The following is a 25869-nucleotide window of genomic DNA, read 5'->3' on the forward strand; positions in this document are numbered from 1 at the left end:
TTTTTATAGGATGTTTTCGTAAACATCCTTTCCTATTAATATAATGTAAGTATAGGTTGAATTCTGCTCTAGGATGCTCATTCTCCGCAGGGTCGGTGTTTCATTCTTAATTCGCTTCTATTCATTTCTATACTATAATTCAATATCTGCGGAATAAATAGAATGAATTTTCCTATTATCATCTTCAACTAACAATACACCCTCATTTGTAATACCTAGGGCTTTACCGATTATCTTATTTTGTGCTGTCGTAGCTGTGATTCGTTTACCAACACTTATCGCATAATTTTCCCATAATGTCTTAATAGGTGAAAAACCAGCTTGCTTATACAATTCATACAACTGTTCTAGATGTTTCAATACCGAGCAAATGATTATTTCTCTTGAATGAATTTGATTTGTTTCAATTTGAAGTGAAGTCGCAATATCTCGCAATTCTTCTGGGAAATCTTCACTTTTTTGATTTACATTTATTCCGATACCGATAACAATTGAATGTATTCCATCAGCCTCAGCCTGCATTTCCGTTAAAATTCCAGTCATTTTTTTTCCTGAAATAAGAATATCATTCGGCCATTTTATTCTTGCTTGTGCTCCTGTCGTTTCAATAATCGCTTTTGTGACTGCTACAGCTGTCATTAATGTTAGTTGAGGCGCTTGTTGAATTGGAATATTTGGTTTTAAAATCACACTCATCCAAATTCCAGTTCCTTTCGGTGAATACCATTGTCTTGCTAAACGACCTCTACCTAAAGTTTGCTCATCTGCAATGACAATTGTTCCTTCCACAGCACCTTTATTGGCTAAATCATTGGCGATTCTTTGTGTTGATTCTACTGTTTCCAAATGATGAATTTGTTGCCCTAAAGTATTGGTTTGCAAATGCAAACGAATACTATCTGATGACATTTTTTCAGGAATCGTTAATAATCGGTAGCCTTTCCTACGTACGGCCTCTAATTCATATCCTTCCTTGCGCAAATCTTCAATATGCTTCCAAACAGCCGTTCTAGAAGCACCCGTTAATTCAGCAATTTTTTGCCCAGAAATAAATTCTTCTCCCGCTTGTGAAAAAGCATCTAGTAGTTTCTTTCTTATATGAGATTGCATCGTTGAACCTCCAAATGAATAGCTTCTTTCTCATTAGCTATCTCTTCATTTAGTACTTTTTCAATAATAATTTGTAAGGCTTCTTTAATCCAAGGTCCCTTTGTTTTAGTTGTCCACTGCATTAAATCTGTACCAGAAATCGCTAATTGTGAACGGTTGTAAATTGGTAAAGAAGACCATATCGATTTGGATTTTTGAATCTGATTTTCAGGTATTTCATGTTGTAACAAACATTGTACCCGAATTGCACTGATAATACATTCTATTCCTGATTCAAAAATCTCCATTTTATTTGTAAACTGATTGCGATTTATCACGTTGACGATTGACTTAATATCGCGAATTTGCTTTATCGGTAGCTTCCACAATCGAAGGAAAGACTCGACTTCATCCGTATCAATTAAGATAGACATAATCATTGCCCATTTTTCATTCAATGTCTTAAGCTTAGATAAATCATATTCAGAAATAATCTTTAATTGGTTTAATTTTTCTTTACAGCCTGGTAAATAGGCAAACAATCCAGTTTCTATTAATAATTGTATAGCTAACTGAACTTTAGAACCTTTTAAGAGCTTTTCAAACTCCATCGTTATCCGCTCTACTGAAATATTTTCTAACAACGATTTATTATCACTTAATGCTTTAATGACTTGTTCTGAACAAGTAAAAGATAATTGACTAACAAAACGCAATGCCCTCATCATGCGTAAGGCGTCTTCTGTAAAGCGATCATTAGGATTTCCTACTGTTTGGATTATTCCATTTTCAATATCTTTTTGTCCGTTAAAGGGGTCTATAATCCTACCATTGGCATTCATAGCAATTGCATTCATGGTAAAATCTCGCCGTTGTAAATCATCCTTTAAAGATCGAATAAAACGAACCTCTTTCGGTTTACGATAATCGATATATTCACTTTCAACGCGGTATGTGGTAATTTCATATGATTGGCCTTGTTCTAATACCATAACTGTCCCGTGCTGAATGCCCACGTTAATGGTCTTAGGAAAAATCGCTTTAATTTCTTCAGGAGTAGCTGAAGTCGCAATATCAACATCATGTATATCTCTATGCAAAATATCATCTCGAACTGAACCACCAACAAAGACCGCTTCAAATCCATGCTGCTCTATTTTTTTTAATAATGGTAAAGCTTCCTCAAAAAGTTGGTTCATCTTTTGTTCCTTTCTGTTCCAGATAACAAATTTTCATAGATTTCTTCATATTGAGCAATGATATTAGCTGATTGAAATTTATGGTGTACACCCTGCAAGCAGGCATCTGAAAACTGTGAATGTAGTTCTGTATCATTTAACAGCTTAACAGCATGATTTGCAATATCCTCAATATCACCTAGCTCACAAATATAACCCGTTTCACCATGATCAATTACTTCAGGTATTCCTCCTATGTTTGTCCCAATACATGGCACGCCACAAGCCATAGCTTCTAATAATACGAGCCCAAAGCTTTCTTTTTCCGACAATAATAACATTAAATCACTAATATTATATAGTTCCTGAACATTATCTTGCTTCCCAAGGAAAAGAACATGCTCTTTTAAATCTAGCTGATCTACTAATTCACAAATAACGCTCATTTCAGGACCATCTCCAACTAGCAATAACTTAGAATCGACTTGTTGATGAACCATTTGGAATACACGGATAATATCTTGAACCCTTTTTACTTCCCGAAAATTAGATACATGTATGAGTATCTTTGAATCAGTTATACCCAAATCCTCTTTAAGAGAACCACTTGACTGTTTTTTATACACTCTTTCGTCAATGAAATTATAAACCGTATGAATCTCTTGTTTTGGATGAATCAATTCAACAGTTTCCTCGACTAATGAATCTGATACCGCGGTAACATAATCTGATTTTTCTATCCCAAACTTTAAAAGTACTTGTAATGAATGTTCTAAACCTAATACGGTAATATCTGTTCCATGCAATGTTGTTACAACCTTAACATCACGATCTACCATCTGTTTGGCTAGAATAGCACAAACTGCATGAGGAATCGCATAATGGGCATGTAATATATCAAGCTTCTCACGATTCACAACGTCTGCTATTTTACTAGCAAGTGATAAATCATATGGAGGATAGTGAAATACTGAATAATGATTTACATCAACGGCATGAAAGAAGATTCTCGGATGAATTTTTTTCAATCGAAAAGGCATAGAACTAGAAATAAAATGTATGTTATGCCCTTTATCTGCCAATAATCTTCCTAATTCTGTTGCAACTACTCCAGAGCCTCCAACAGACGGATAACAAATAATACCAATATTTAAACTCATCACATTCCTCCTATTAAATCATCAGATATTAAAATGGGCTTATTACAGAAAAATCCCTCTGCATATGTGACCCCAACTTCTTTGCCAATCATTTTTTCGCGGGCAACAATGCTATCAATATAATCATCAACAAGAGGTGTTTTAAATTGAGTTTTAGAATTTTCGAATTGGCTATTGTATGCCTTCAAGCTATCTATTTTATCTTCTATATGTTCACTTATATCCACTGCAAAATCCGGCTTATGAAAACCATTAATCATATAGTAATAAAAGGATGCCACTCGATGTGGTGCTAATTCATTCTCATCCTTATACTTCCTTACACCTGCCGAAAAACAAGCTTCTTCCACAAGCTTCGCACAATTCCCATGATCTGGATGACGATCAACTGTATACGGTACGAACACCACTTTCGGCTTATACTTTCTAATGATAGATACAATTCGTCTAATATATTCCTCGTTCATGAATAAGCCGCGATCAGGCAAAAAGGCGTTTATTCTTTCATTTACACCTAGTATATGAGAAGCCTTATTTGCTTCTACTATTCTTGTTTCTACCGTTCCATTTGATGACATTTCTGCTTGTGTTAAATCACAAATCACAATTTTCTTTCCGTTCTCGGCGAATTTGGCAATCGTACCTCCCATACCAATTTCTACATCGTCCGCATGGGCTCCGAAAGCCAAGATGTCTATCTCATAATGCATTTTCTTCTCACCTTACTTAATATTCTTTTCTCCAATCAATATTTCCTGCTTCTAAACCTCGAATAAGGACTTCTGCTGTTCCCATATTTGTAGCTAATGGAATTTTATATACATCACACAATCTGACTAATGCAGTCACATCAGGTTCGTGAGGCTGAGCAGTTAACGGATCCCTAAAAAAGAAAACGAGATCCATTTCATCGTTCGCAATACGTGCTCCTATTTGTTGATCCCCACCAAGTGGTCCTGATTGAAAACGCTCAATGTTTAAACCTGTTGCTTCCATAATTTTTGTTCCTGTTGTACCTGTTGCAAATAGAGTGTGTTTCTCAAAAATAGATAAATATGCTGTAACAAAACCAACTAAATCTTCTTTTTTTTGATCATGTGCAATTAGAGCAATATTCATTTGTATGCCACTCCTATTCGATAATATTTTCTAGTCCATATACAAGTGCATCTAATTTCATAACGTTCTCTACAGCCATTTTAACACCAGACATAAAAGAAGTACGATTATATGAATCGTGACGAATCGTTAAAGTTTGACCATCAGCCCCAAACATCACTTGTTGATGTGCAATTAATCCCGGTAATCGTACACTATGTATATGCATTCCATCAACATTTGCACCCCTAGCGCCTTTAATTGTTTCTTTTTCTTCTGGATGACCTTGTTCCTTAGATTCACGTACTTTTGAAATCATCTCAGCAGTTTTCACGGCTGTTCCAGAAGGAGCATCTAATTTTTGATCATGGTGCAACTCAATAATTTCAACATCATTAAAGTACTTAGCAGCCATTTCTGAGAATTTCATCATTAATATAGCACCAAGTGCAAAATTTGGTGCGATAATACAGCCTAAACCTGTATTTTTACACATATCCTCTAATTTCTTTAAATCTCCAGATGAAAATCCTGTTGTACCAACCACAGGTCGAACTCCATTTTCTAAAGCCGCTACCGTGTGCTGCATACCATACTCTGGAGTTGTTAAATCTATTAACACATCTGCTTTTACCTGCTGAAAGCATTCATTGATATCCGTATAAATTGGAGCTGAAATGGATTGGAAATCACTACAATCCTTTAAATTTCCTCCATTATTTTTTCGGTCAATAACTGCTACTAACTCAAAATGCTCCGTTTGATTAACAAGAAATACAGCTTCTTTTCCCATTCTTCCACGTGGACCAGCTACAACAATTTTTATTTTTTCCATACTATTTCTGCCCCTTTTCATCTTCAATTCTTGTCCATCGATTATTGTCTCGCGTATAAAACTTCTTCATTACCAAATCATGTGCTTCTTCCAAGTCAATATTTAAAGAATTAGCAAAACAAATTAATACAAATAACATATCTCCTAATTCCTCTTTTATTTCCTTTTCTTCTTCACTTTTTTTCTTTGGCTTTTCACCATAGTAATGATTTACTTCACGCGCTAGTTCTCCTAGCTCTTCTGACATCCTTGCTAACATTGCTAGCGGACTAAAATAGCCTTCTTTAAATTGACCTATGTATTGATCGACTTCTTCCTGCAAATGCTTCATGCTTTTTGGCATCTATCCATCATCCTTTATCTCGTTCAAACTGACGCTAATACTCCCTTTCCAACCACAAATATTCATAGAAGTTTCCGTTAGAAATAAGCATCAGAAAAAACCTGATTGATTCAACTAACCATTAGTGAGGGATAAAAAACCTACTAATAGAAGTTTCACTTTATTAAAAACCATAATATCACTATTATAACAAAAGTTCGCTTTAACATATCTCCTCAAAGATTAAATTGATATAATTTACCTTTAAACTGTCATCCAAATACATAGATTTACATCCTTAAATAAACGACTCCCATTCGTTCATGGTGTACTATTAATTGCAATAATAGAAGCCTAAATAATAAATAGTCTGATGGAAATATGTATATGCGATTTGCCTTTGTATTCTCTTATCTTATATAATTATGAGCGCAGTGAAGAACTGTCTACTGGAGGTCATACATATGTCATTTCAATTAAAGATTAAAAACATATTTTTCATTTTATTGGGTGCTGGAATTTTCGGTTTTGGTCTTGTCCATTTCAATATGCAAAATCATTTAGCCGAAGGTGGTTTCACTGGAATAACGCTGATACTATACCAATTGTGGGGTATCAATCCTTCCTACTCCAACATCTTTTTGAATTTACCTTTATTTTTCATTGGATGGAAGTTTTTAGGGAGAACTTCATTTATATACACCATCATCGGGACTGTGGGGCTTTCCGTATGGTTATGGATTTTTGAAAGATACCAATTTAACATTCCACTTGAAAATGATTTAATGCTTGTCTCTTTATTTGCAGGTGCCTTTATCGGGGTTGGTTTAGGGATTATATTCCGTTATGGTGGTACAACAGGTGGGGTAGATATTATCGCACGTCTTGTCCAAAAGTACGTAGGTTGGAATATGGGCAGAACGATGTTTATGTTTGATGCTGTCGTAATCACACTATCTTTACTAACTTATTTATCATACAGACAAGGTATGTATACACTAATTGCTGTTTTTATTGGAGCCAGACTGATCGATTTTATGCAAGAAGGAGCCTATACTGCTAGGGGTGCTATGATCATCAGTGAAAAAAACAACGAAATTGCCGACGTGATTATGAAAGAGATGGAACGAGGTGTAACTGTTCTTAAAGGTTATGGTTCTTACTCAAAAAAAGATCGAGAAGTACTTTATTGCGTAGTGGGTAAAAACGAAATTGTACGATTAAAAAATGCTATTACCTCTGTAGATCCACACGCTTTCGTTTCGGTTAGTGTTGTCCATGACGTTTTAGGTGAAGGATTTACACATGACGAAAATAAAAACCCAATTCAAAGATAAAGGCTGTTTTCGCATACTTTGTAGACTATAAATAAGTAGTGAATATAGGCAGTGAGTATCCTCAGCACATAAGCGCTTATGTGGTCTCACCTATCCCACTGCTCTAGCAGGCGTCTCACACCTTATGTTCCATTCAACTTTTTTATAAGCATAGGGGCTGTCCATAAGTGATTATTAAAAATCACTTATGGACAGCCCTTTTTTTAATATAGCAGCAATTCCAACGATTCACACTTCCAGAAAACTAATCATTCCTTGTCATTCCTGTGTAAATCAAAATTAATCGCACCAGCTCTAAAACAGCTACTGCAGCCGCTGCAACATAAGTTAAAGCTGCTGCATTTAAGACGCTTTTTGTTTCTTTTTCTTCTTCATTTCTGATGATTCCGAGCGCAACAACTTGGTCCATAGCACGGCTTGAGGCATTAAACTCTACTGGTAATGTAACAACTTGAAATAATACAGCTGCAAGCATAAAGAAAATACCTAATAACATGAAACTTGGAATAGTAGCAATTATACCAATTAGAATAAACACCCATGAAAGATTAGAACCAATATTTGCAATTGGAACTAATGAATGTCTAAACCGAAGGAAAGCATATTCTTGTTGATCTTGAATAGCATGACCAACTTCATGTGCGGAAACAGCTGTTGATGCTAATGAATGACCATGATAATTTGCTGATGAAAGTCGAACAACTTTGGATCTAGGATCGTAGTGATCACTTAAGTATCCCCTTGTTTCTTCAATTCGCACATTATACAAACCATTATCATCTAGAATTCTTCTGGCAACCTCTGCACCTGTCATTGCGGTAGATGAAGGAACTTTAGAATACTTATTATACGTCGATTTAACTTTCATTTGAGCATATATTGGAATTAAAACGATAAGCGCTAAATAAATGAAATAATTACTCATATCAGCCTCCAAATAAACGATTTCTTCCATTCAACTTATATTCATAATCCCCCAGAAATGATCGTTTCATTCTATTCTCTCTTCTTTATGGATTGTTTCGCTCCTCTATATTTTCTCCAACCAACGTAAGATAATGTACCAATTATAATGCTACCGGTTGAAATGATTACCCACCATAAGGAAGGGTCTGCTTCATCTTCTTTCATCTCTTCGAATATCGTTTTCATGTCATTTTGTAACACTTCTATATCTTTTACGCTTGTACTATTTTCAAACACCTGAGGTCGATAGTGATCTAAATATTGAAACTTAGAATCAATTTTTTGGATCGTTTCTTCTGACAAATCCACTTTCAAACTATAATAAATTAAATCATAATCAACGAGTAAGTTATTTAATTCATTATTAAAGCTTTGCGAATTTTGATCACTAACCGCTTTTTTTGTTTCACTGAATGCAGACATCATTCTCTCTTCCATTTCAGTCCATAAAGGCTGATACTGTGAATATATTGCATCGACAACCAATCGTAGTTTTGTTACAGCATTAACCTTATAATCGTGTGTAACATTTTCATTTTCTAAAGCTTTTACTGCCTCATCATACGCTGCCGTTACAATTCTACGCTCGTCCACATGTAAGTTAGCTATATTTGAATCTGAAAGCAAAAACTGGTCTGAAAAGCTATTTAAAATCGTTATACTATCTCCGTACCTTTTTAATTTAGTCATTTGTAGAGCTTCATCAGTTTTCCCAACTAGCTTGTCTTTATTCGAAGAGGTTACAGCACTTGTTGACGTTACCAAAGAAAAAAACAATAAAACCAATATGACTGTTACTTTATTAAACATACTCTTGTCCCTCCTCTATTCATATTACATATATGAGAGAAGAGATAAGAGTAGACCAAGCTCGTAGATAAAAATTACAATGCCAGTCTCCAGCGAGGACGTTTCATTCCAAAATAATAGCATAACAATATTGAAACGATACTTAACCAAAAAGTAAAATATCCGATTTCATTCATATAAATGGACAAGTCTCCATATATCGGCATTTGTCCAAATACATAGTCAATGATTTCATTATGTAAAGTAAATACTGCAGCAACTACAATATGCCAAATCTTAATCCGATAGAAAGGCGCGTATAATAAGCCTTGAATAGCCATAGCTAAATGAGAAGCAATCAACATATAACCCGTTGGATGTAAATCTCCAGAAACCAATAATGTTAATACATTCATGACAACAGCCCATATACCATATTTAAATAGTGATATTAAAGCCAATGCTTCAAATAATCCCCAATTCTTCTTCAAAAACCAACCAATAATGGCTATAACAAAAAACAAGCAAGCTGTTGGACTATCTGGTACAAACGGAATGAAGATTGTCTTTGTTTCAGCTAGTTGACCACCATACCAAATGTATCCATATATAGTCCCGAAAATATTAATAATCAATAATAATACAATAAAGGCTCTATTTCTGAGCATTGCATATAAGATATTCATTTTAAATTATCCCTTCTTTCGTTATAAAAATAGATTAGGTGAAACAATGTTTTTTATGTACCGTTCTATCATACAATCCACACTATGAAAAGCCAACATTTTCTAATTAATTATAATTAGTACATAATCTCAAGAAAACGATTAAATCATTGAATACAATAGTAACTTTTGATCTTTTTACAGAATCAAAAAAAGAGTGAATATCACCATCATATTCACTCTTCCCATTATGTTATTTTATTGTTTCAAGCTCCGAAAGTACACCATCTTCCATATGAACAACACGATCACACACATCTAGCATTCTTAAGTCATGTGTTACCATGATTGCTGCTTTGTTACTTCGTTTTACTTCATCAGAGAGCATTTTAACAACTTCTCTTCCTCTTTCTGAATCTAAACTCGCCGTAGGCTCATCAGCCAATATAATCTCAGGGTCATTCATCATTGCTCTAGCGATAGCAACACGTTGCTTTTCACCACCTGATAGCTTTTCAGGATATTGATCTTTTCGATGACTTAACCCTAAATGAGCTAATAAATCATCTGCACGCTCAGCCATTACTTTTTTTGATTGATTTGATGAAAGTTCACCGATTAATAGTAACTGATCTCTTACAGTTAAATACGGAATTAAATTAGCTGACTGAAAAATAAATCCTATCTTCTCAAGTCTTATTTTATTCAATTCTTGTTCCGTTAAATTACCAATCTGAGCATCACCTATTTGAATTTTCCCACTTGTAGGTGATAAAAGGGCGCCTGCAATAGACAGCAATGTACTTTTACCTGAACCAGATGGTCCAACAATAGCAACAAATTCTCCTGCCTTCACATTTAAATTGATATCTTTTAAAACAGGATACGTTTTATTTCCATCATTAAATTCTTTCGTAATATGTTCTAATATTAGTTTGTCTTTCATTATGCTACCCTCCCAATCGCATCAAGTGCATCCACTTTTGCTACTCGATATAACGAAACTAGCGATCCTATAATCGCTACTGATAAAAATAGAACCGAACAAGTTATTACCAACTGATAACTAATGTCAAAAGGCATGGAACTTGGGAGTAAATACGATAAACCATAAGTAAAGACAATACTGATGATTAAACTAATAACAGATAAGAAAATCACCTGTGAAATAATAGCTCGAGCAAGATAGCTAAACTTTGCTCCTATTGCTTTTAAGACTCCGAATTGATTCATTTTTTGAATTGTAATGACATAAAAGAAAACTGCTAATACAAATGCTGCAATAATAAACAAAAAGGCAATCATCATTAACAGTGAACCTTGTTCTTCTGAATAACCAGGAATACCTGTAAGAGATGCATCTTTACTTAACACTTCAATTCCTGTCACTGTCTTTTCAATATTATTGGCAGTATCTTTATCAACTGATAATGCAACAGCATTCATCACAGAAGAACCATCGAAGCTTCTTTTCGTCTTTTGAATTTCTTCCCATGTCTTATAATTCATAAAAACGACTGGAGTATGACTGAACGACTGATTTTTTGTAAACCCAATTACTTTTAATTTTTTACCAGTCATCTCATCTTGTATGATGTCTCCTATTTTTACTCCCTCATCTTGTAATGATTGATCCACCACGACGGAATCATTTGTCGTTTGATTAAATGCTTTTCCGTTTGAAACTGAAGGCATTAAGCGCTCTTTTGGATTAACCGCAAAAAAAGTGACATCCATTTTATTACTTCCATTTAGAACCGTAGTCATTCCAATGCCAATAGGTGTTGCATCTTTTGATAAAGATTGGATATTTTCTACTTGTTCATTAGAAAGTAATGATCTTGTTAAACGTTGGTCTGCTTCTTTTTGTAGTACTAAATAATTCGCATCCAACCTTTTAATTGATGATGCGTTATCTGAAGCTAGCCCATTTGCTAAACCTGAAACAAACAATACTAACCAAGCAATTAAGACCATGATTAAGCCAATCATAAAATATCTTAATTTAGCGTGTTTCATTTCTCTTAATGCTAAAAACATCTTTCATTCATCTCCGTTCTTTTCATTCATACTGTATTAATCAAATGATGTTATTAGAAAAGGTGGTTTGTAATAATTCTTTATTAACTTTTCTAACTTGATTACAGTATAAGAGTTTACTATGAACAGCATATGAACAAATCATTACGTAGTATTAAGAAAGAAAAACACACGCACCTTCCTATAAAAAACAAGGTTGGAGCCACTGGAGTTTCGCATCTTCCAATCCAATCAACCTTGTTACGCTAAACGTATTTAGCAACAACAAACTTTTAGAAAACAGAGGATAAAATGTAGATTACACTCAATCAAGAGGTAAATAAATATGAAATATAGATCCTTTTCCTATTTGACTTTCCACGATGATCTGACCGTTGTGTAAATCTATAATTTCTTTTGAAATAGCTAATCCGAGTCCCGAACTATTGCTTTCCCCACCTCTGTTACGAGCTTTATCAACCTTATAAAAACGATTAAAAATTTGAGACTGATTCTCTTCAGAAATACCAATACCTGTATCTTTAAATTCAATATGACATTGGTTCTTCTGTTCTCTAATCGTAATGGAAATAGAACCTCCATTGTCTGTATATTTAATACTATTAGTTAATATATTCGTCCAAACTTGATGCAGTAATTTCTGATCCCCTAAAATTATAGTAGATGGCAAGTCCAAGTCAATGGCTAAATCTTTTTCTCGCCAACTCCATTCTGTCATAAAAACAATTTGCTTAATTTGTTCTGCTACATCAAATGAACTTTTTTCTAATATCGTATCTTCCTTGTCCAAAGAAGCTAATAGTAGTAACTGTTTACTAAGTTGTGACATTCTTGTACTTTCATTTTCAATAATTTTTAAATATTTTTGACGTTGTTCAAAAGTCACTTCCTCTGTTTGCAATGTTTGTGCAAATCCTTTAATTGAAGCAAGTGGCGATTGAATTTCATGCGAAACATTAGATACGAATTCTTGTCTCATTTCCTCTAGTTGACTCAATCCTTTTGCCATTTCAGAAAAATTATTCGCTAATACACCGATTTCATCTTTTCGAGAAACATGTAATTGTATATCATACTTTCCTTTTGCAATTTTCTTTGTAGCTTCAGTTAATTTGGTAATAGGCTTGACAATATAACGAGTACTAATGGTAATTAATCCAAAGCTAATTATGGCTGTTATGACCATTAATAGAGCAAAAAAGATTCTAAGTTCTCCAAATTGAACCTCTGTATCAGGCCGAACAAAAACTGCATATTGTTGATTGTGGATTTTTACAGGTACACCGATTGAATTATTAATATCATTGTCAAAGAATCCGGTAATAAAAGCACTTGTAGGAAACGCTGCCACTCCATGATAAATCTCTCCGTCTAACACCTGATCAATGACATCAATATCTAAATCATTTTTCCGATATTGTCCACCATAATTTGTTTCGTTCCCTAATTCATCAACCATGAATATCTGATATCCTAGATCCCCGATATTATGTAAGTAATTCCCGACATTAACCTCAGGATTTTTTTCATAAAAGTCTACTATATCCAGAGCCATTTTGGTAATCTTCTTATCATTTCTAGGCTTTAATTTATATTGGTAATAGGCATTTGAAATTAAAAATGCTAATAAACTACTACTTATCATGACAACAAACGTCGTAACGAGAATACGTAAATATAGTGTTTTCACTTATTTACTACCTCCAATTTATAGCCAACACCTCGTACTGTTGCAATTGAAAAACCGGAATTTCGATTAGCAAAACGTTCTCTTAGCCTTTTGATGTGAACATCAACAGTTCGAACGTCACCCTCAAAATCTGCTCCCCAAACAAGTTGAATTAGTTCATCTCGTGAAAAAACCCGGTCTGGATAACTTGCTAACTGAGACAACAACTCAAATTCTTTCATCGGAAGCATAAATAGTTTCCCTTCACATTGCACCTCATAGCTTCTTCTATCAATGGTTGTATTTCCTAGTATTATTTTTTCTGCATTCACCATTTGATAGCGTCGTAATAAAGCTTTTATACGAAATAACAATTCTTTTGGCTCAAATGGCTTTGTTAAATAATCATCTGTTCCAACTGCATATCCTTTCTCTTTATCCACCAATTGGTCCTTCGCAGTTAATAGAATAACCGGAATATCATAAAACTTTCTTATTTCTTGGCATAATTGAAAACCATCAATGTTCGGCATCATTACATCAACGACAGCAAGATGGATTTGTTTTTCCGTTAATAATTGAGAGGCTTCCTTTCCATCTTTCGCTTCAAAAACAGTATATCCAGCCCCTTGCAAATAGTGTTTAACTAATACTCTTATATTCGTATCATCATCTGCAATTAAAATGTTGATCATAGATGATTGCAACTCCTTTTTTCAATAAGTTTTAAATTCATCATTTCGATTAGATTATATCAATTTCAGTTGAACTTTGTGAAATATTCTCTTGAAACAAGAATACATGATACGAACGAATTTGTCCCTCTTTGTCAAGATTACAATCCACTCCAAAGCGCTCGCTTTCAGAGGGGAGATTGGTAAGCCTCCTCGGTGAAAGCGAGCTTCTCGAGCCGTACTCTTCAATCAAGTAACTTATCTAAAACAACGATTTATAGAAAGCAACCCAAAAAAGAAGGTATCCAAAAAGATAACAATGATGGACACCTTCTTACATTTTATCTAATTTTTATGTTTCCCTTTACTAAAACAAATCCATATCCAATGGCGATAACAAAACTTAAGGGCCTCCGAAAAATGTTAAAAATCACTTTTCAGATAGCCCCAATCTCTTTATTCTGCTTCTAATTTAGATATGAATTCTGAGAGTTGAGTTAACTCTTCATCAGTACCTTTGAAAATACCAGCAGGCATTGTTTTAATTCCTTCTTTAGCAATTTTAGCTACTTCTTCTGGTGATAGGCCTGTACCAGATAATTTCGGTGCAGCAGCTCCACCTTCTAAGTTACCTCCGTGACAGCTAATACAACCTTGAGCTTCGTAAACTTTGTAACCAGGATCTTCTTTATCAATCTCTGGACCTAAAACAATAGCTCCTTGTTTCTTAGCTGCATCCCAATCATGTTGAGCAACCGATGCCCAAGTTAAATAAAAAATACTTATTACCGCTAATAACATCATACCTGTTGCGATTGGACGCTTTGATGGTCGTCTCTCAGGTCCTCTATCAATGAATGGAGCAAGCATAAGCGCCCCAAAAGCTAGACCCGGAAGAACAATTGTACCCACTACATTATAATGACCAGAAGCATATGAATATTTTAAAAGTTGATATAAGAACAGAAAGTACCAGTCTGGAAGTGGAATATACCCTGAAGCAGCTGGGTCTGCCATTTTTTCTAACGGTGGTTCATGTGCAACTGTTAAACATAAGAATCCTACTAAGAAAACCGCACCTACCATCCATTCTTTTAAAAGAAAGTTTGGCCAAAATGCTTCTGTTTTCCCAGGGTATTCTGAATAATCTTTTGGAATATTGGGTTTTCTCACTGCAGAAACACGTGAGTCACCAACGAATTTCATACCTTTTCCACGATGCATCGAAAAAATCCCTCCTTTTTTATTCGAAAAAATTAGTATTTTCTAATAATTAAACCTGAAAAGATTATAGAGGACCTGAAATACCTTGTTTTCGAATCATTAAGAAGTGAACGGCAACTAAGGTGAGTAATGCCGCTGGTAAGAAGAATACATGGATAGCGAAGAAACGAGTTAGTGTTTGCGCACCAACTATTGATCCATCACCAGCTAGTAATATCTTGATTTGTTCCCCTATAAGTGGAACAGAACCAGCTATATTCAAACCAACTTTTGTTGCGAATAGCGCTTTCATATCCCAAGGTAATAAATATCCAGTAAAACCAAGACCTAACATAATAAAGAAAATTAATACCCCAACAATCCAGTTGAGTTCACGTGGTTTCTTGTAAGCACCTTGGAAGAAAACACGTAAGGTATGTAAAAACATCATAACTATAACTAAACTGGCTCCCCAATGGTGCATCCCACGGACAATTTGTCCAAATGCTACTTCATTTTGTAAATAATATACAGATTCCCAAGCGTTTTTTATATCTGGTACATAATACATTGTTAAAAACATACCAGATAATATTTGAATAACCGTTACAAAAAATGTTAATCCTCCGAAACAATATACAAATGCTGAAAAATGATGGGCAGGATTTACATGTTCTGGAACTTCATGATCGGCTATATCTCGCCATAATGGCGTAATTTCAATACGCTCGTCAACCCAATCATAGATTTTGTTTAACAATGATTACGCCCCCTTAACTGGATTTGGCTTAATAGTGCCTAGATTTAAAATTCCATCTTTCACCTTAACCTCATAAACATCAAGTGGTCCCAATGGCGGTGTATTCGGAACGTTTTTACCATTTTTCTCATACAAACCAAAGTGACAATTACAGAAGAAGCGATTTGGATTATTCTTGTCCGTATTCCAATCGACTACACAACCTAAATGTTTACAGATTGGTGATAGTGCTACAATTTCACCTTTGTCATCTTTAAACACCCATGCAATCCTAGTTTCTTCAGAGTCATACCAACCATCCTTTTGTTCGACCGTAAAGCTGACTTTTTGTGGCTCTTCCGTCAGTTCGCTTTCTTTTACCTTTGTTGGAACAAAGCTACCATCTGATCCGCCTTTTAACACTGGATCCACTGCGAATCTCACCATTGGCATAATCATCCCAGCAGCCATGAAACCGCCTACACCAGTTAGTGTGTAGTTAAGGAATTGACGTCTAGAAACACGCTGTTTGCTCATAAAATTTCCCCCCCTCTATCAATATAGCTGAGTCCAATGGACATTATATAAGGAACAAATCTATAAAACTAAGACATACCAATAATATCCTAATATGGAAATAAGGTCAATATTCCAATAGCTCAAGTAATGGCAAAAATGTGTCATATATCCAAAATTACCAAATTATTTAATTCTCCATTTTTCAATAATTGTGTTTAACATATTCTTCACTTGTTCTTCCATCATTGGCTTTTTATACTTTTCTTCTAAATGCTCCAAAGGAATCGATGTTGACCAAAGAATACTTTCATTTAATTCATCATTTACATTCATCTGTCCATCTGCAGTTAGGAAGAATATATGAGAGAATTTTTCTTCTTGAAGAATACGCTTCCATTTTATTAATAGTTCTGTTTTTTCTTGTTTCTCCCAATTTAAGTTATACATAATAGAAGGAAGAAGCATGACTCTACCTTTAAATTGTTTTTCAATTTCATTGGATAGTATAGTTATATATTCAGATGTTGATGCACTTTGCTTGATTCCCTCAGAAAAACTTATACCAACTAAAGGAACTAAAGCTGTATCCACATACTCTCTCGCTCCATCAAACATTTCAATGTCTTTCGCAATCCACTTCATATTGTTCCACCCCTAAATTATTGTATAAACAATACAATAATAACATTTTTCTCCATTTGTAGATATTAAGAAAAAAGGAACTTTATTGATTGATAAAAAGACCGAGATTATCTTAGGGTATTGAACGAAGAAGAGTTTCGACAAAACAAAAAAGACTATCTCAAAGAATTTACCTTCGGATAGTCTTTTTGATTAATTGTTTTGCAATTTATTTAATGCCTCTGTCAATGATAGAAAAGCTTCATAGTCGTGACGATCAAGTGCATCATCAATTTGTTTTAAAAGTTTTGCTCTTTGGAATGAAGAAAGTGATTCTTCTAGTACTTGTTCAGCAATAATCTTATCTTTCTCATTGTTTACCCCATTGATTGGAACAAATGGATTTTTCTCAAGGACTGCCGCATATTGATAAGAAGAATAAGCTGATCGGAAATGTAATGTAATGAAAATATCTTCTTCTCGATTCAAGCGAATATCGTGAAATGATTTTTCTGCATCTGTTGTCATAATATTTGACTTGTAAAATTTAAAAGGTGGTTCGTCTACACAATGAGTTGCCATTACTAAGCCTCTAGGACAGAATTGGGCATCCTCTACAAAATGGACCTTTTTCATTAATTGGTCATGACTCATTAAATAATTTAAAATCCAAACACATTCACGTCTTTTTAATTGATAATGATTTAAAAACCAACGAATAAACTCTTTTTTCTCGTTTACAGTAACAGGGGCAGCCATCAAAATTCCCTCCTCTGTTGCTTATTTTTGGTTCACAATAGTGAAGCATCCCTTTTCTAATTTACTTATTTTATGTTTCTAAAAATTAGAACTACATTTATTCACTTTTAAATGTTTACTCATTTTGAAGCTTATCTAAAATGGATAAATATTCTTCATTCCAAGGGCTCAATAAAAGTAGCTTATTAAATTGTTCTACTGCTAACTTCGTATTTCCTTCTTCTAATAAAAAATATCCATATTCATGTAAAAAATCTTCATCCTGATTAAACGCTTCATATGCTTCTGTATAATATTTGTTTGCTTCCTCATAATTCTCTAATTCATTATGACAAGTAGCTAATAACCAATCGAATTGAGGGTCATTTTCCCCGAACTCCATTACGCTATTAATCGTTTCAATACAATCTTCATGACGATTCATTTGAATTAAATATTTTGATAAAGTTATACTCGCTTCTAAATACCCTGGATCAATCGCTATTGCTTCTCTAAAGTAGTTTTCTGCTTGATCTTGCTCATTTAATTTAAGTGCCAATTTACCAGCTTTAAAGTATAGCTCCTTATTAAATTCGTCTTGTTTAATTCCTTCCTTTAATATAGAGAATGCAGTTTCGTACTCTCCTAGCTGTTCGTGAGAGGCAGCTAAATAAAAATAAAGGGAATGAAATTCATGGTCCATTGCTTTCAATTTCATTAATTGATCAATCGCCGTCTTATAATGTCCCGCTTGGTACGCAGTCAAACCATATTGAAACAATGTGTTGAGTTCAACTTTATGTTCTAAGCTTTTTTCATAAAATGGTAGTGCCTCTTCAAATTGCCCTAAATTACTATAAGCTTCTGCTATTCTCTGATGAATGGAGATATTAGCAATTTCTTCTTGTTCGTTAAGTACAGTTTGATAATATTGTATAGCTTCTTGAAAGCTTCCTTGTACATAACACTGTTCACCTAATGCAAAATCAATTAGAATTTCATCTGGATAGATTTTTTTGGCTTCGAGTAATTTTTTGTATGCAACCTCATCCAAGCCATTAAGTCCATATAAATCTGCTTCTAACAATAATGCACTTGCATAGAGTGGATCATCTTTTTTGACTTTTTGAACAAGTTCTAGTGCTTCATCTTCTTTATCAAGCTCTATGCATATTTCAGCTAATGACAATAATAGCTCTCCTTCATTAGGATGCGAAATTAGCAAATGTTCGTATAGCTCAAATGCTTGTTCCAAAAACCCTATTTCAGATAGTTTTTCAGCTAAGACAAAAATATCTTCTTCAAAACCACTGTTTTGTATTGTATGTATATGTTGATATGCTTCTTCTAATTCTCCATTATTAATTTTTTCTATTACTTTTTCTATACTGATCATAATATTCCTTCCTGTCATACTAACAAAAATATTTATTGAAAATAACCTGGTACTTTTATCTTTAATTCCTTCCCTGTAAAAGATGGAAATGTAACAAGATTTCCAACACGAATGACTTCATTTTTAAAAATAGTAAGTTCTATTTTATCATAATATGTTTCTTCATTATAAATTAAACATTTCTGATTCATTTCCTTTATTAAATTGTACGACACTTCTCCACCACTACGAATAATTCCTTTAAAAGGATATACCCCCATTTTTTTTAATTCATCTTTTGATAAAGATCGATGGTAAGAGAATGGCAGAGAAAAATGTGATATTTTTTCTCGAGATAAAAGTTGTCTCCATAGTCGAAGCTGATGTTCATCACTTTCTAGAAATTGTGGAATAAAAACTAATCGATAAGGAAAAATCGCGTCTTTTATCCAACTCCACGATATTTGCTTAATTTCACTAACATCCTTAATTGTGATGATAACAGCTGAAATGGAATGCTTTCTACAATATCTTACAACCTCCTGTTTCATCATCGATTGAGGGATTCTAAGAACAATTACATAATCAAGAGGGAATCCCTTTAATAATTCTCTTGCTTCTTCTACATTTGAATGTAACTGATAAACAAACTGAACATCAATAGGAAAAACCACTGTAGTAGCTCCAAGCAGCACTACTTCTTTCGCATATTCTATCCCATCATTTTTCCATTGTTCTATATTACCTAAAACAGTTTCACTAGCAATCATAATGTGCTTGTCCAAATGAAGACGAATAAATTTCATACGATCAACATTTGTATCTCGGCTATAAATAGTATTATTCTTTACAACTAGATTTGTCACATGCATATTGGCGTTTTCATAAAGAGCGATTTTCTCAATAATATAAGACAAGCCAATCACATCCCTGTGGTTTTAAGTCAATGTATGAGAAAAATCGGACAAATATGATAGCAAATCTAATCTATATTATATATAATTTTTTATCTTTAACCTAGATTAATAAATTCACAATGATTTACACTTCATAAAAAAAGGCAGTCTAAAAGGGATTTCCAATCCCTTTTAGACGCCTCTACACTTCATATGGAATTATTTAAATGTTATGTTTATGTATACTTACTTTTTAATAAAAGCTGATGTATCGTGTTTTATCTTTCGTATACTAATGTTGTCATTGAATAAGTAGCAAGTATAGACTGAGTTCAATTCCATTCTAGGATACTTTCTTTCCACGAGGTAGGAGGTGAGCTTCCTCGGCACATTGTGCCTGTAGGATCTCACCTTTCCTCTTCTCCCCCAGAAGTCTCGCTCCTTATAATTTTTTGAGTTAACCACTGTTTTATGAAAAATCTATCAAGATTTCCTATTTGCCGATTTCAATAACTAGACAGCAATTACTGAATTAACTGATGAAGATGTTCAAAAAAAGTTGGATACGATACTGCTACTGCATCAGCATTTTCGAGAGTAACTTCGCCGTCTGCAATCAATGCAGCTATTGCTAGCATCATGCCAATACGATGATCTCCATAACTATTAACCTTACCACCTGAAATCTTTGTCTTACCTTGAATAATCATGCCATCTTCTGTTGCAACTATATTCGCTCCTAGCCTTGATAACTCAGCTACTACTGTATCAATACGATTCGTTTCTTTCACCTTGAGTTCCTTCGCATCTGAAATAACCGTAGTTCCTTCTGCTTGTGTAGCCATTAAAGCAATAACTGGTAACTCATCTATGAGTCTTGGTATGATATCGCCTTTGATTTCAATACCCTTTAATTCTGAAGTAGAAATCGTAACATCGCCATAAGGTTCAGCAGGATGACTCTCGGGATTCACCTCAATTGTTATATTGGCACCCATTTCTTTCAAAACATCAATTATTCCTGTTCTTGTTTTATTTAATCCTACATTTTTTAAAACTACACTACTGTTTGGCACAATAGCTCCAGCTACTAAGAAAAAAGCTGCCGAGGATATATCACCAGGTACAATCACATTTGTTGCTGTTAATGTTTGATTGCCTCGTAACTTAATTTCATTTTCTTTACTTTCAATATCTACTCCAAACATCTGTAACATTGTTTCTGTATGATTTCTTGTTTTTGTAGGTTCAACAACAATAGTTGTTCCATCTGCCTGTAATCCAGCTAGTAAAATAGCCGATTTTACTTGTGCACTAGCAACAGGTAATTCATATGTAATACCTTGTAAACTACCACCACGTACACTTAAAGGAGTATACTTACCATTTTCTCTTCCATCAATTTTCGCATTCATAAGACGTAATGGATTTACAACTCTTGTCATTGGTCTTTTAGCGATTGAATCATCACCAACTAATACACTATGAAATGGTAATCCAGCTAATATACCCATCATTAAACGGATAGTAGTTCCACTATTTCCAACATCTAATAGTTCATTAGATTCATGTAAGCCATTAAAGCCTTTACCTTCTATAGTGACATTTGTTCCGTCTCGTTTTATGTCTACACCCATCTTTTTAAAACACTCAATCGTGCTTAAACAATCTTCGCCTTCTAGAAAGTTATGAATAGTTGTAGTTCCTTCTGCAATGGAACCAAACATAACAGAGCGATGTGAAATTGATTTGTCACCCGGAATTTCTACTGTACCCTTTAACGACTGTACATTTGTTATTAACTGCTTATTCGTCATAAGATAATCCTCACTATTCATCTACATAATATAAACACCAAAATTTGTTTTCTTTTCTAAACATTCCTCTGCTAGCTTACGATCGCCTTCAGATTGAAACGATATAACAAGAACACCATATAGTTCTTCTCTTGTCTCTAAAATACGGATATTGGTTAAGCTTATTCTTTCCTCTGCTAAATATCCAACCACCTCAGCAATCACACCTGGATAGTCTGGTACATCAACATACAAATCATAAAATGCTGGAATAGCACCTTGAGAACGTATTGGTAGTTCATCTCGAAATTCTTTTGCCTTCGAGAAAAAATCAAAAATATGTTGACTATCATTATTATAAATGTAACTTTTTACTTCTTCCATCTCTTTTATCCACTCATTCATTAGCGAGAGCAATACTTCTCGATTGTGAAGCAGAATATCCCTCCACATCTCTGGACTACTAGAAGCAATACGTGTCACGTCTCGAAAGCCACCAGCCGCCAGACGAGTAACTAAATTATTCTCTAAATTGGATTTATAAGCACTTTGTACAAGACCAGCAGCAATGATATGTGGAAAATGACTAATTACCCCAGTAAGTTGATCATGTTCCTCTGGTGTTACAACGAGAAAATGTGCTTTTGTTCCCCGTAACCACGCCTTTAGCATTGCAATTTGCTTTTCTTCCACTTGTTCTGTAGGTGTTAATAAGTAAAAGGCATTCTCAAATAAATGTGTTTTGGCTGCTGCAGGACCTGTTTTATGTGAACCAGCCATTGGATGACCGCCAATGAAAGTTACTCCTCTTTCCATTAACTTAGCAGCCGCTTTTGTAATTTTTGTTTTTGTACTTCCCACATCTGTTACAATCGTATTTTCTTTTAGATGAAAAGTCGCTAATTGCGATAACAATTCTTCTGTTTGTTTCACCGGTGTTCCAATAATGATTAAATCAGCATTTTCCGCACATTCCTGTATAGACTCACATGTTTTATCGATAATCCCTAATGCTTTAGAAAGTTGTAAACTACTATCATTAATATCAAACCCAGAAATAATCGTATCAGGATGAGTATTTTTAATAGCTAAAGCAACTGATCCTCCTATAAGACCTAGACCAATTACGAATACATTACCTCGCAAACTCACTCTCCCCTTTAACGATTCATTTTTTGTGTAGGAGCTTTCTTTTCTAAAAAGAAACCTCTTAACTGCTGAATAATGCCTTCATTCTGTTCCTTCGTTCCAATGGTTATTCTTACAAATGTAGGGAATCCTAACGCTTTACCACTACGAATAATGTATCCCTTGCCCATTAAATATTGAAAAACCTCATCACTATCAACTTGAACATCTATTAAAATAAAATTAGCTTGAGAAGGATAGTAAAATAGTTGTTGTTCTCTACAAAAATCATAGAATTGCTCCATACCTTGACGATTATTTATTTTACAGTTCTCAATAAATTCTTGATCTTCTAATGCACTCGCTGCTGCAAATTGCGCAAGTGTATTCACATTAAACGGTTCTCTGACTGGCTCTAATTTCGATATCACTTCACTATTTGATATGCCATAACCAACTCTAAAGCTGGCCATTCCATATATTTTAGAAAAAGTGTGAAGAACAATTATATTCTGATATTTTTCAAGTAATGTTGAAGTATGATAATAATCATCAGCCACTACATACTCAGCGTAGGCCTCATCCAACACTACTAATACATCTGTAGGAACTGCATCTAGAAATGAAATTAAATCATTTTCTTTAATATATACACCCGTTGGATTATTCGGTGTACAAATCCATACTACTGCTGTATTTTCATCTATGGCTGAAAGCATCGCTAGTAAATCATGATTACCATCCTTTAAAGGAATCTCTCTAATTTCAGCTCCCTCAACAATTGCATTATGCTTATACTGTGAAAAAGTTGGAGTTGCCATAACTGTATTTACACCGGGTTTAAGCAAACTTCTAGCTATAATATTAATAATTTCATCTGAACCATTCCCTAGAATAAACTGCTCCTTTGTGAATCCTTTTTCCTTAGATAAAGCTTCTTTTAGAACGTTTGCACTTCCATCAGGATAAAGTTCAAATCTTCGTGTCATTTTATCTAAAGTTTCAGTTACTTTTTGTGAGTAACCGAATGGATTTTCATTACTTGCAAGCTTAACTACAGAATTTAATCCGAATTCTTTTTTTACTTGGTCAATTGTTCGGCCAGGTTGATAAGCTTTTAAATTTAATATAGTATTTTTCCATTTCATCCCACTCGCCCCAATCTTTTATCACATTAAAGTATTAAAGTTTTCTTTATTATAGCATAATTTTATCAATATGAAAGATACATCTCTTGATTTTCCACTTTTGTCATCGCATATTCCTCATTTAGAACAAAAGGGGCTACCAAAAGCATGTGCTTTTGAAACAGCCCCTTCATACGTGTTTTCATCCTTTAACTTAAGTTAAATTGATTTATTTATACGAGACAAGTCCGGTCGTAAAACCTTAGCTCCTTTAAGATAGACATGCTCGATTTCTTTTTGACCTTTATCCGTATTCCAGTGCAACATGATTCTTATACAATTTTCAAGCGCGTTTTCCACTGGAATTTCCCTAAAACACATGACTGGTACATAAGTCCATCCTTCTAATCTTCGAAGAGCTTTAGCAGGAAATGTTGCTGTTAATTCCTCTGTAACAGATATAATGACAGAACATACTGTTTCCGGTTCTATCCCATTCTTACTAACCATTTCACGAAGAAGTTCTTCAGTATGGTCAATGATTTCTCGTTCGTTGTTTTGCACCACAGTAGTAGCTCCTCGAACTCCTCTCGTCATTTCCTCTCCTCCAATTGTTCAGAATAAAAGTGCAAACGCCTTGCATGTATGGAACAATAGCTAAGTTAACACCCATGTGATCTAAATGCTTTAACCTTCTCAGCAGACATTTTATCCCACTAGAGAAGCTAGAAGTTAGACTAATCTTCGTAAATTTCCTAAATAGATGATACACAAAAATCATTATTATTTTCTAAAAGACTAAAAATTCTATTAATCGCTATTTTAATTAAAATATTTTCTTAATGATTCCAATATAACTTCATCATCAACTAATATTCTATTTGGTTTACCTATAGCATCTAATACAACAAAAGTTGTTTCGTTACCCGTTGTTTTTTTATCTTTTTTCATGCTACACAATAAATCCTCAAAATTACAGTTCGGAAGGTTTGTTTCGTAGCCTAAATGCTCCACCCAATTTTCAAAGCTCTTAACATCGAATTGTAATTGAGCCTTGTCCACACTTAATTTCAGAGCAAATATCATTCCAATTAACACAGCTTCACCATGTGTAATTTTACCATAGCCTACATTTGCTTCAATTGCATGCCCTAATGTATGTCCAAAATTCAAATACTCACGTATTCCCGTTTCTCTTTCATCTTCCTTTACAATAGCTGCCTTTATCGCAATCCCTCTTTCCACTACGTAAGATAACACTTCAGCTTGTAGATCTTTTAGACTTTTTATCTCTTGTAACATCCATTGATAGAAGGAATCGTCCTGAATTAATGCATGCTTAATAGCTTCAGCAAATCCTGAACGTATCTCCTTTTCAGGCAAGCTTTGTAAAAGACTTAAATCATAAAACACTGCTTCTGGTTGATGAAAAGCACCGACCATATTTTTCCCTAGCTTATGATTGATGGCAACCTTACCTCCAACTGCACTATCATGCGCTAAAAGAGTTGTAGGTATTTGAATAAAACGAATCCCTCTCATGAAGGTTGCTGCAACAAATCCAGCTAAATCTCCAACTGCTCCACCACCTAAAGCCAATATTAATGATTTTCGATTAACATTATGCTCTAACCCATCTTGGTGACATTGTTCAAATACAGCAAAGGTTTTGGCAAATTCACCAGATGGAACAATACTTACGACTAATTCATTAAAAGATGGTGCTAAAATACTCTTCAAATGTTCTAAGTACAATTCTGATACAGTTTGATCAGAAATAATCCATATTTTCGATACAGGGTCTAAAGAAGATTGGATATAAATTGGCAGTTCCTTTAATATGTCGCTACCGATTATAACAGGATAAGTTTTGGATGTTGTCTCAATCGTTAGCTTTTTCATATT

At 34.2% G+C, this 25869-nt stretch carries 27 protein-coding genes; 1 reads left to right on the forward strand and 26 read right to left on the reverse strand.

From position 1 onward, the window contains the following. Window positions 1–132: 132 nt before the first annotated feature. Genes BN349_RS09160 through BN349_RS09190 form a run of 7 tightly spaced genes read right to left on the reverse strand, consistent with a single transcriptional unit; the run spans window position 133 to window position 5703 of the window. A complete protein-coding gene (locus BN349_RS09160) occupies window positions 133–1110 on the reverse strand; it encodes a biotin--[acetyl-CoA-carboxylase] ligase (protein WP_019241996.1) in 978 nt (325 codons plus the stop codon). Beyond that, entirely contained in the window at window positions 1095–2288 is a 1194-nt protein-coding gene (locus BN349_RS09165; RefSeq protein WP_019241997.1) for a CCA tRNA nucleotidyltransferase, read from the reverse strand. The genes BN349_RS09160 and BN349_RS09165 overlap by 16 nt, the downstream gene beginning before the upstream one ends. Continuing rightward, the gene (gene bshA, locus BN349_RS09170; protein WP_019241998.1) at window positions 2285–3427 is read right to left on the reverse strand and encodes an N-acetyl-alpha-D-glucosaminyl L-malate synthase BshA; all 1143 of its coding nucleotides are present in this window, start codon (window positions 3425–3427) and stop codon (window positions 2285–2287) included. Before bshA ends, BN349_RS09165 begins: the two co-directional genes overlap by 4 nt. Next, complete coding sequence (gene bshB1, locus BN349_RS09175) at window positions 3427–4137, reverse strand: bacillithiol biosynthesis deacetylase BshB1 (RefSeq protein ID WP_019241999.1); 711 nt, start codon at window positions 4135–4137, stop codon at window positions 3427–3429. Before bshB1 ends, bshA begins: the two co-directional genes overlap by 1 nt. Before the next feature lie 16 nt (window positions 4138–4153). Continuing rightward, entirely contained in the window at window positions 4154–4546 is a 393-nt protein-coding gene (gene mgsA / locus BN349_RS09180; protein ID WP_019242000.1) for a methylglyoxal synthase, read from the reverse strand. Window positions 4547–4559: 13 nt separating this feature from the next. Further along, window positions 4560–5360 (reverse strand): 4-hydroxy-tetrahydrodipicolinate reductase, encoded by an 801-nt coding sequence (dapB, locus tag BN349_RS09185; protein ID WP_019242001.1) that lies wholly within the window; start codon window positions 5358–5360, stop codon window positions 4560–4562. Window position 5361: 1 nt separating this feature from the next. After that, entirely contained in the window at window positions 5362–5703 is a 342-nt protein-coding gene (locus BN349_RS09190) for a nucleotide pyrophosphohydrolase (protein WP_019242002.1), read from the reverse strand. 443 nt (window positions 5704–6146) lie between these two features. On the opposite strand from BN349_RS09190, the gene BN349_RS09195 reads away from it, so the two are divergent. Further along, the gene (locus tag BN349_RS09195; RefSeq protein ID WP_019242003.1) at window positions 6147–7019 is read left to right on the forward strand and encodes a YitT family protein; all 873 of its coding nucleotides are present in this window, start codon (window positions 6147–6149) and stop codon (window positions 7017–7019) included. A 244-nt stretch (window positions 7020–7263) separates the two neighbouring features. On the opposite strand, the gene BN349_RS09200 is transcribed toward BN349_RS09195, so the two are convergent. The 19 genes from BN349_RS09200 to aroB all read right to left on the reverse strand — a co-directional run bounded on the left by BN349_RS09200 (window position 7264) and on the right by aroB (window position 25866). Further along, on the reverse strand, window positions 7264–7944 hold the full coding sequence (locus BN349_RS09200) for a zinc metallopeptidase (RefSeq protein WP_026089253.1): 681 nt from the start codon (window positions 7942–7944) through the stop codon (window positions 7264–7266). Between the two features lie 71 nt (window positions 7945–8015). Beyond that, a complete protein-coding gene (ypjB, locus tag BN349_RS09205) occupies window positions 8016–8795 on the reverse strand; it encodes a sporulation protein YpjB (protein ID WP_019242005.1) in 780 nt (259 codons plus the stop codon). A 74-nt stretch (window positions 8796–8869) separates the two neighbouring features. Continuing rightward, window positions 8870–9460, reverse strand: a complete 591-nt coding sequence (locus BN349_RS09210; RefSeq protein WP_019242006.1) for a DUF1405 domain-containing protein — start codon at window positions 9458–9460, stop codon at window positions 8870–8872. Window positions 9461–9692: 232 nt separating this feature from the next. Continuing rightward, the gene (locus BN349_RS09215) at window positions 9693–10385 is read right to left on the reverse strand and encodes an ABC transporter ATP-binding protein (protein WP_019242007.1); all 693 of its coding nucleotides are present in this window, start codon (window positions 10383–10385) and stop codon (window positions 9693–9695) included. Beyond that, the gene (locus tag BN349_RS09220) at window positions 10385–11479 is read right to left on the reverse strand and encodes an ABC transporter permease (protein WP_019242008.1); all 1095 of its coding nucleotides are present in this window, start codon (window positions 11477–11479) and stop codon (window positions 10385–10387) included. The genes BN349_RS09215 and BN349_RS09220 overlap by 1 nt, the downstream gene beginning before the upstream one ends. 304 nt (window positions 11480–11783) lie before the next feature. Continuing rightward, entirely contained in the window at window positions 11784–13169 is a 1386-nt protein-coding gene (locus BN349_RS09225) for a HAMP domain-containing sensor histidine kinase (RefSeq protein WP_019242009.1), read from the reverse strand. Continuing rightward, window positions 13166–13843, reverse strand: a complete 678-nt coding sequence (locus tag BN349_RS09230; RefSeq protein ID WP_019242010.1) for a response regulator transcription factor — start codon at window positions 13841–13843, stop codon at window positions 13166–13168. Before BN349_RS09230 ends, BN349_RS09225 begins: the two co-directional genes overlap by 4 nt. A 435-nt stretch (window positions 13844–14278) precedes the next feature. Beyond that, window positions 14279–15046 carry a menaquinol-cytochrome c reductase cytochrome b/c subunit gene (locus BN349_RS09240; protein WP_019242011.1) on the reverse strand — a complete coding sequence of 256 codons (768 nt, stop codon included), beginning with the start codon at window positions 15044–15046 and terminating at the stop codon, window positions 14279–14281. 64 nt (window positions 15047–15110) lie between these two features. Beyond that, window positions 15111–15785, reverse strand: a complete 675-nt coding sequence (gene qcrB, locus BN349_RS09245) for a menaquinol-cytochrome c reductase cytochrome b subunit (protein ID WP_019242012.1) — start codon at window positions 15783–15785, stop codon at window positions 15111–15113. A 3-nt stretch (window positions 15786–15788) separates the two neighbouring features. Next, window positions 15789–16301: a ubiquinol-cytochrome c reductase iron-sulfur subunit gene (locus tag BN349_RS09250; RefSeq protein ID WP_019242013.1), complete on the reverse strand. Its 513-nt coding sequence runs from the start codon at window positions 16299–16301 to the stop codon at window positions 15789–15791. A 165-nt stretch (window positions 16302–16466) separates the two neighbouring features. Further along, window positions 16467–16925 carry a YpiF family protein gene (locus tag BN349_RS09255; protein WP_019242014.1) on the reverse strand — a complete coding sequence of 153 codons (459 nt, stop codon included), beginning with the start codon at window positions 16923–16925 and terminating at the stop codon, window positions 16467–16469. Window positions 16926–17117: 192 nt separating this feature from the next. Next, complete coding sequence (locus BN349_RS09260; RefSeq protein ID WP_019242015.1) at window positions 17118–17663, reverse strand: ReoY family proteolytic degradation factor; 546 nt, start codon at window positions 17661–17663, stop codon at window positions 17118–17120. A gap of 115 nt (window positions 17664–17778) precedes the next feature. Continuing rightward, window positions 17779–19038, reverse strand: a complete 1260-nt coding sequence (locus tag BN349_RS09265; protein WP_019242016.1) for a tetratricopeptide repeat protein — start codon at window positions 19036–19038, stop codon at window positions 17779–17781. 32 nt (window positions 19039–19070) lie between these two features. After that, window positions 19071–19934 carry a hypothetical protein gene (locus BN349_RS09270; protein WP_019242017.1) on the reverse strand — a complete coding sequence of 288 codons (864 nt, stop codon included), beginning with the start codon at window positions 19932–19934 and terminating at the stop codon, window positions 19071–19073. A gap of 503 nt (window positions 19935–20437) precedes the next feature. Then, entirely contained in the window at window positions 20438–21730 is a 1293-nt protein-coding gene (aroA, locus tag BN349_RS09275) for a 3-phosphoshikimate 1-carboxyvinyltransferase (RefSeq protein ID WP_019242018.1), read from the reverse strand. 21 nt (window positions 21731–21751) lie between these two features. Next, a complete protein-coding gene (locus BN349_RS09280; RefSeq protein ID WP_019242019.1) occupies window positions 21752–22855 on the reverse strand; it encodes a prephenate dehydrogenase in 1104 nt (367 codons plus the stop codon). A 14-nt stretch (window positions 22856–22869) separates the two neighbouring features. Continuing rightward, window positions 22870–23985 carry a histidinol-phosphate transaminase gene (gene hisC / locus BN349_RS09285; protein ID WP_019242020.1) on the reverse strand — a complete coding sequence of 372 codons (1116 nt, stop codon included), beginning with the start codon at window positions 23983–23985 and terminating at the stop codon, window positions 22870–22872. A gap of 198 nt (window positions 23986–24183) precedes the next feature. Then, on the reverse strand, window positions 24184–24561 hold the full coding sequence (gene aroH / locus BN349_RS09295) for a chorismate mutase (RefSeq protein ID WP_019242022.1): 378 nt from the start codon (window positions 24559–24561) through the stop codon (window positions 24184–24186). 225 nt (window positions 24562–24786) lie between these two features. Beyond that, complete coding sequence (gene aroB, locus BN349_RS09300) at window positions 24787–25866, reverse strand: 3-dehydroquinate synthase (RefSeq protein ID WP_019242023.1); 1080 nt, start codon at window positions 25864–25866, stop codon at window positions 24787–24789. Between the last annotated feature and the right edge of the window lie 3 nt (window positions 25867–25869).

This window comes from Bacillus sp. AP8 (genome assembly GCF_000321185.1).
GTDB classification, from domain to species: domain Bacteria; phylum Bacillota; class Bacilli; order Bacillales; family DSM-1321; genus Bacillus_AD; species Bacillus_AD massilioanorexius.

Excerpts from the sequence above, each read along its gene's own strand:
- BN349_RS09160 (WP_019241996.1), bottom strand. The coding sequence starts at position 1,110 with ATGCAATCTCATATAAGAAAGAAACTACTAGATGCTTTTTCACAAGCG.
- BN349_RS09165 (WP_019241997.1), bottom strand. The coding sequence starts at position 2,288 with ATGAACCAACTTTTTGAGGAAGCTTTACCATTATTAAAAAAAATAGAG.
- bshA (WP_019241998.1), bottom strand. The coding sequence starts at position 3,427 with ATGAGTTTAAATATTGGTATTATTTGTTATCCGTCTGTTGGAGGCTCT.
- bshB1 (WP_019241999.1), bottom strand. The coding sequence starts at position 4,137 with ATGCATTATGAGATAGACATCTTGGCTTTCGGAGCCCATGCGGACGAT.
- mgsA (WP_019242000.1), bottom strand. The coding sequence starts at position 4,546 with ATGAATATTGCTCTAATTGCACATGATCAAAAAAAAGAAGATTTAGTT.
- dapB (WP_019242001.1), bottom strand. The coding sequence starts at position 5,360 with ATGGAAAAAATAAAAATTGTTGTAGCTGGTCCACGTGGAAGAATGGGA.
- BN349_RS09190 (WP_019242002.1), bottom strand. The coding sequence starts at position 5,703 with ATGCCAAAAAGCATGAAGCATTTGCAGGAAGAAGTCGATCAATACATA.
- BN349_RS09195 (WP_019242003.1), top strand. The coding sequence starts at position 6,147 with ATGTCATTTCAATTAAAGATTAAAAACATATTTTTCATTTTATTGGGT.
- BN349_RS09200 (WP_026089253.1), bottom strand. The coding sequence starts at position 7,944 with ATGAGTAATTATTTCATTTATTTAGCGCTTATCGTTTTAATTCCAATA.
- ypjB (WP_019242005.1), bottom strand. The coding sequence starts at position 8,795 with ATGTTTAATAAAGTAACAGTCATATTGGTTTTATTGTTTTTTTCTTTG.
- BN349_RS09210 (WP_019242006.1), bottom strand. The coding sequence starts at position 9,460 with ATGAATATCTTATATGCAATGCTCAGAAATAGAGCCTTTATTGTATTA.
- BN349_RS09215 (WP_019242007.1), bottom strand. The coding sequence starts at position 10,385 with ATGAAAGACAAACTAATATTAGAACATATTACGAAAGAATTTAATGAT.
- BN349_RS09220 (WP_019242008.1), bottom strand. The coding sequence starts at position 11,479 with ATGTTTTTAGCATTAAGAGAAATGAAACACGCTAAATTAAGATATTTT.
- BN349_RS09230 (WP_019242010.1), bottom strand. The coding sequence starts at position 13,843 with ATGATCAACATTTTAATTGCAGATGATGATACGAATATAAGAGTATTA.
- BN349_RS09240 (WP_019242011.1), bottom strand. The coding sequence starts at position 15,046 with ATGCATCGTGGAAAAGGTATGAAATTCGTTGGTGACTCACGTGTTTCT.
- BN349_RS09250 (WP_019242013.1), bottom strand. The coding sequence starts at position 16,301 with ATGAGCAAACAGCGTGTTTCTAGACGTCAATTCCTTAACTACACACTA.
- BN349_RS09255 (WP_019242014.1), bottom strand. The coding sequence starts at position 16,925 with ATGAAGTGGATTGCGAAAGACATTGAAATGTTTGATGGAGCGAGAGAG.
- BN349_RS09260 (WP_019242015.1), bottom strand. The coding sequence starts at position 17,663 with ATGGCTGCCCCTGTTACTGTAAACGAGAAAAAAGAGTTTATTCGTTGG.
- BN349_RS09265 (WP_019242016.1), bottom strand. The coding sequence starts at position 19,038 with ATGATCAGTATAGAAAAAGTAATAGAAAAAATTAATAATGGAGAATTA.
- aroA (WP_019242018.1), bottom strand. The coding sequence starts at position 21,730 with ATGACGAATAAGCAGTTAATAACAAATGTACAGTCGTTAAAGGGTACA.
- hisC (WP_019242020.1), bottom strand. The coding sequence starts at position 23,985 with ATGAAATGGAAAAATACTATATTAAATTTAAAAGCTTATCAACCTGGC.
- aroH (WP_019242022.1), bottom strand. The coding sequence starts at position 24,561 with ATGACGAGAGGAGTTCGAGGAGCTACTACTGTGGTGCAAAACAACGAA.
- aroB (WP_019242023.1), bottom strand. The coding sequence starts at position 25,866 with ATGAAAAAGCTAACGATTGAGACAACATCCAAAACTTATCCTGTTATA.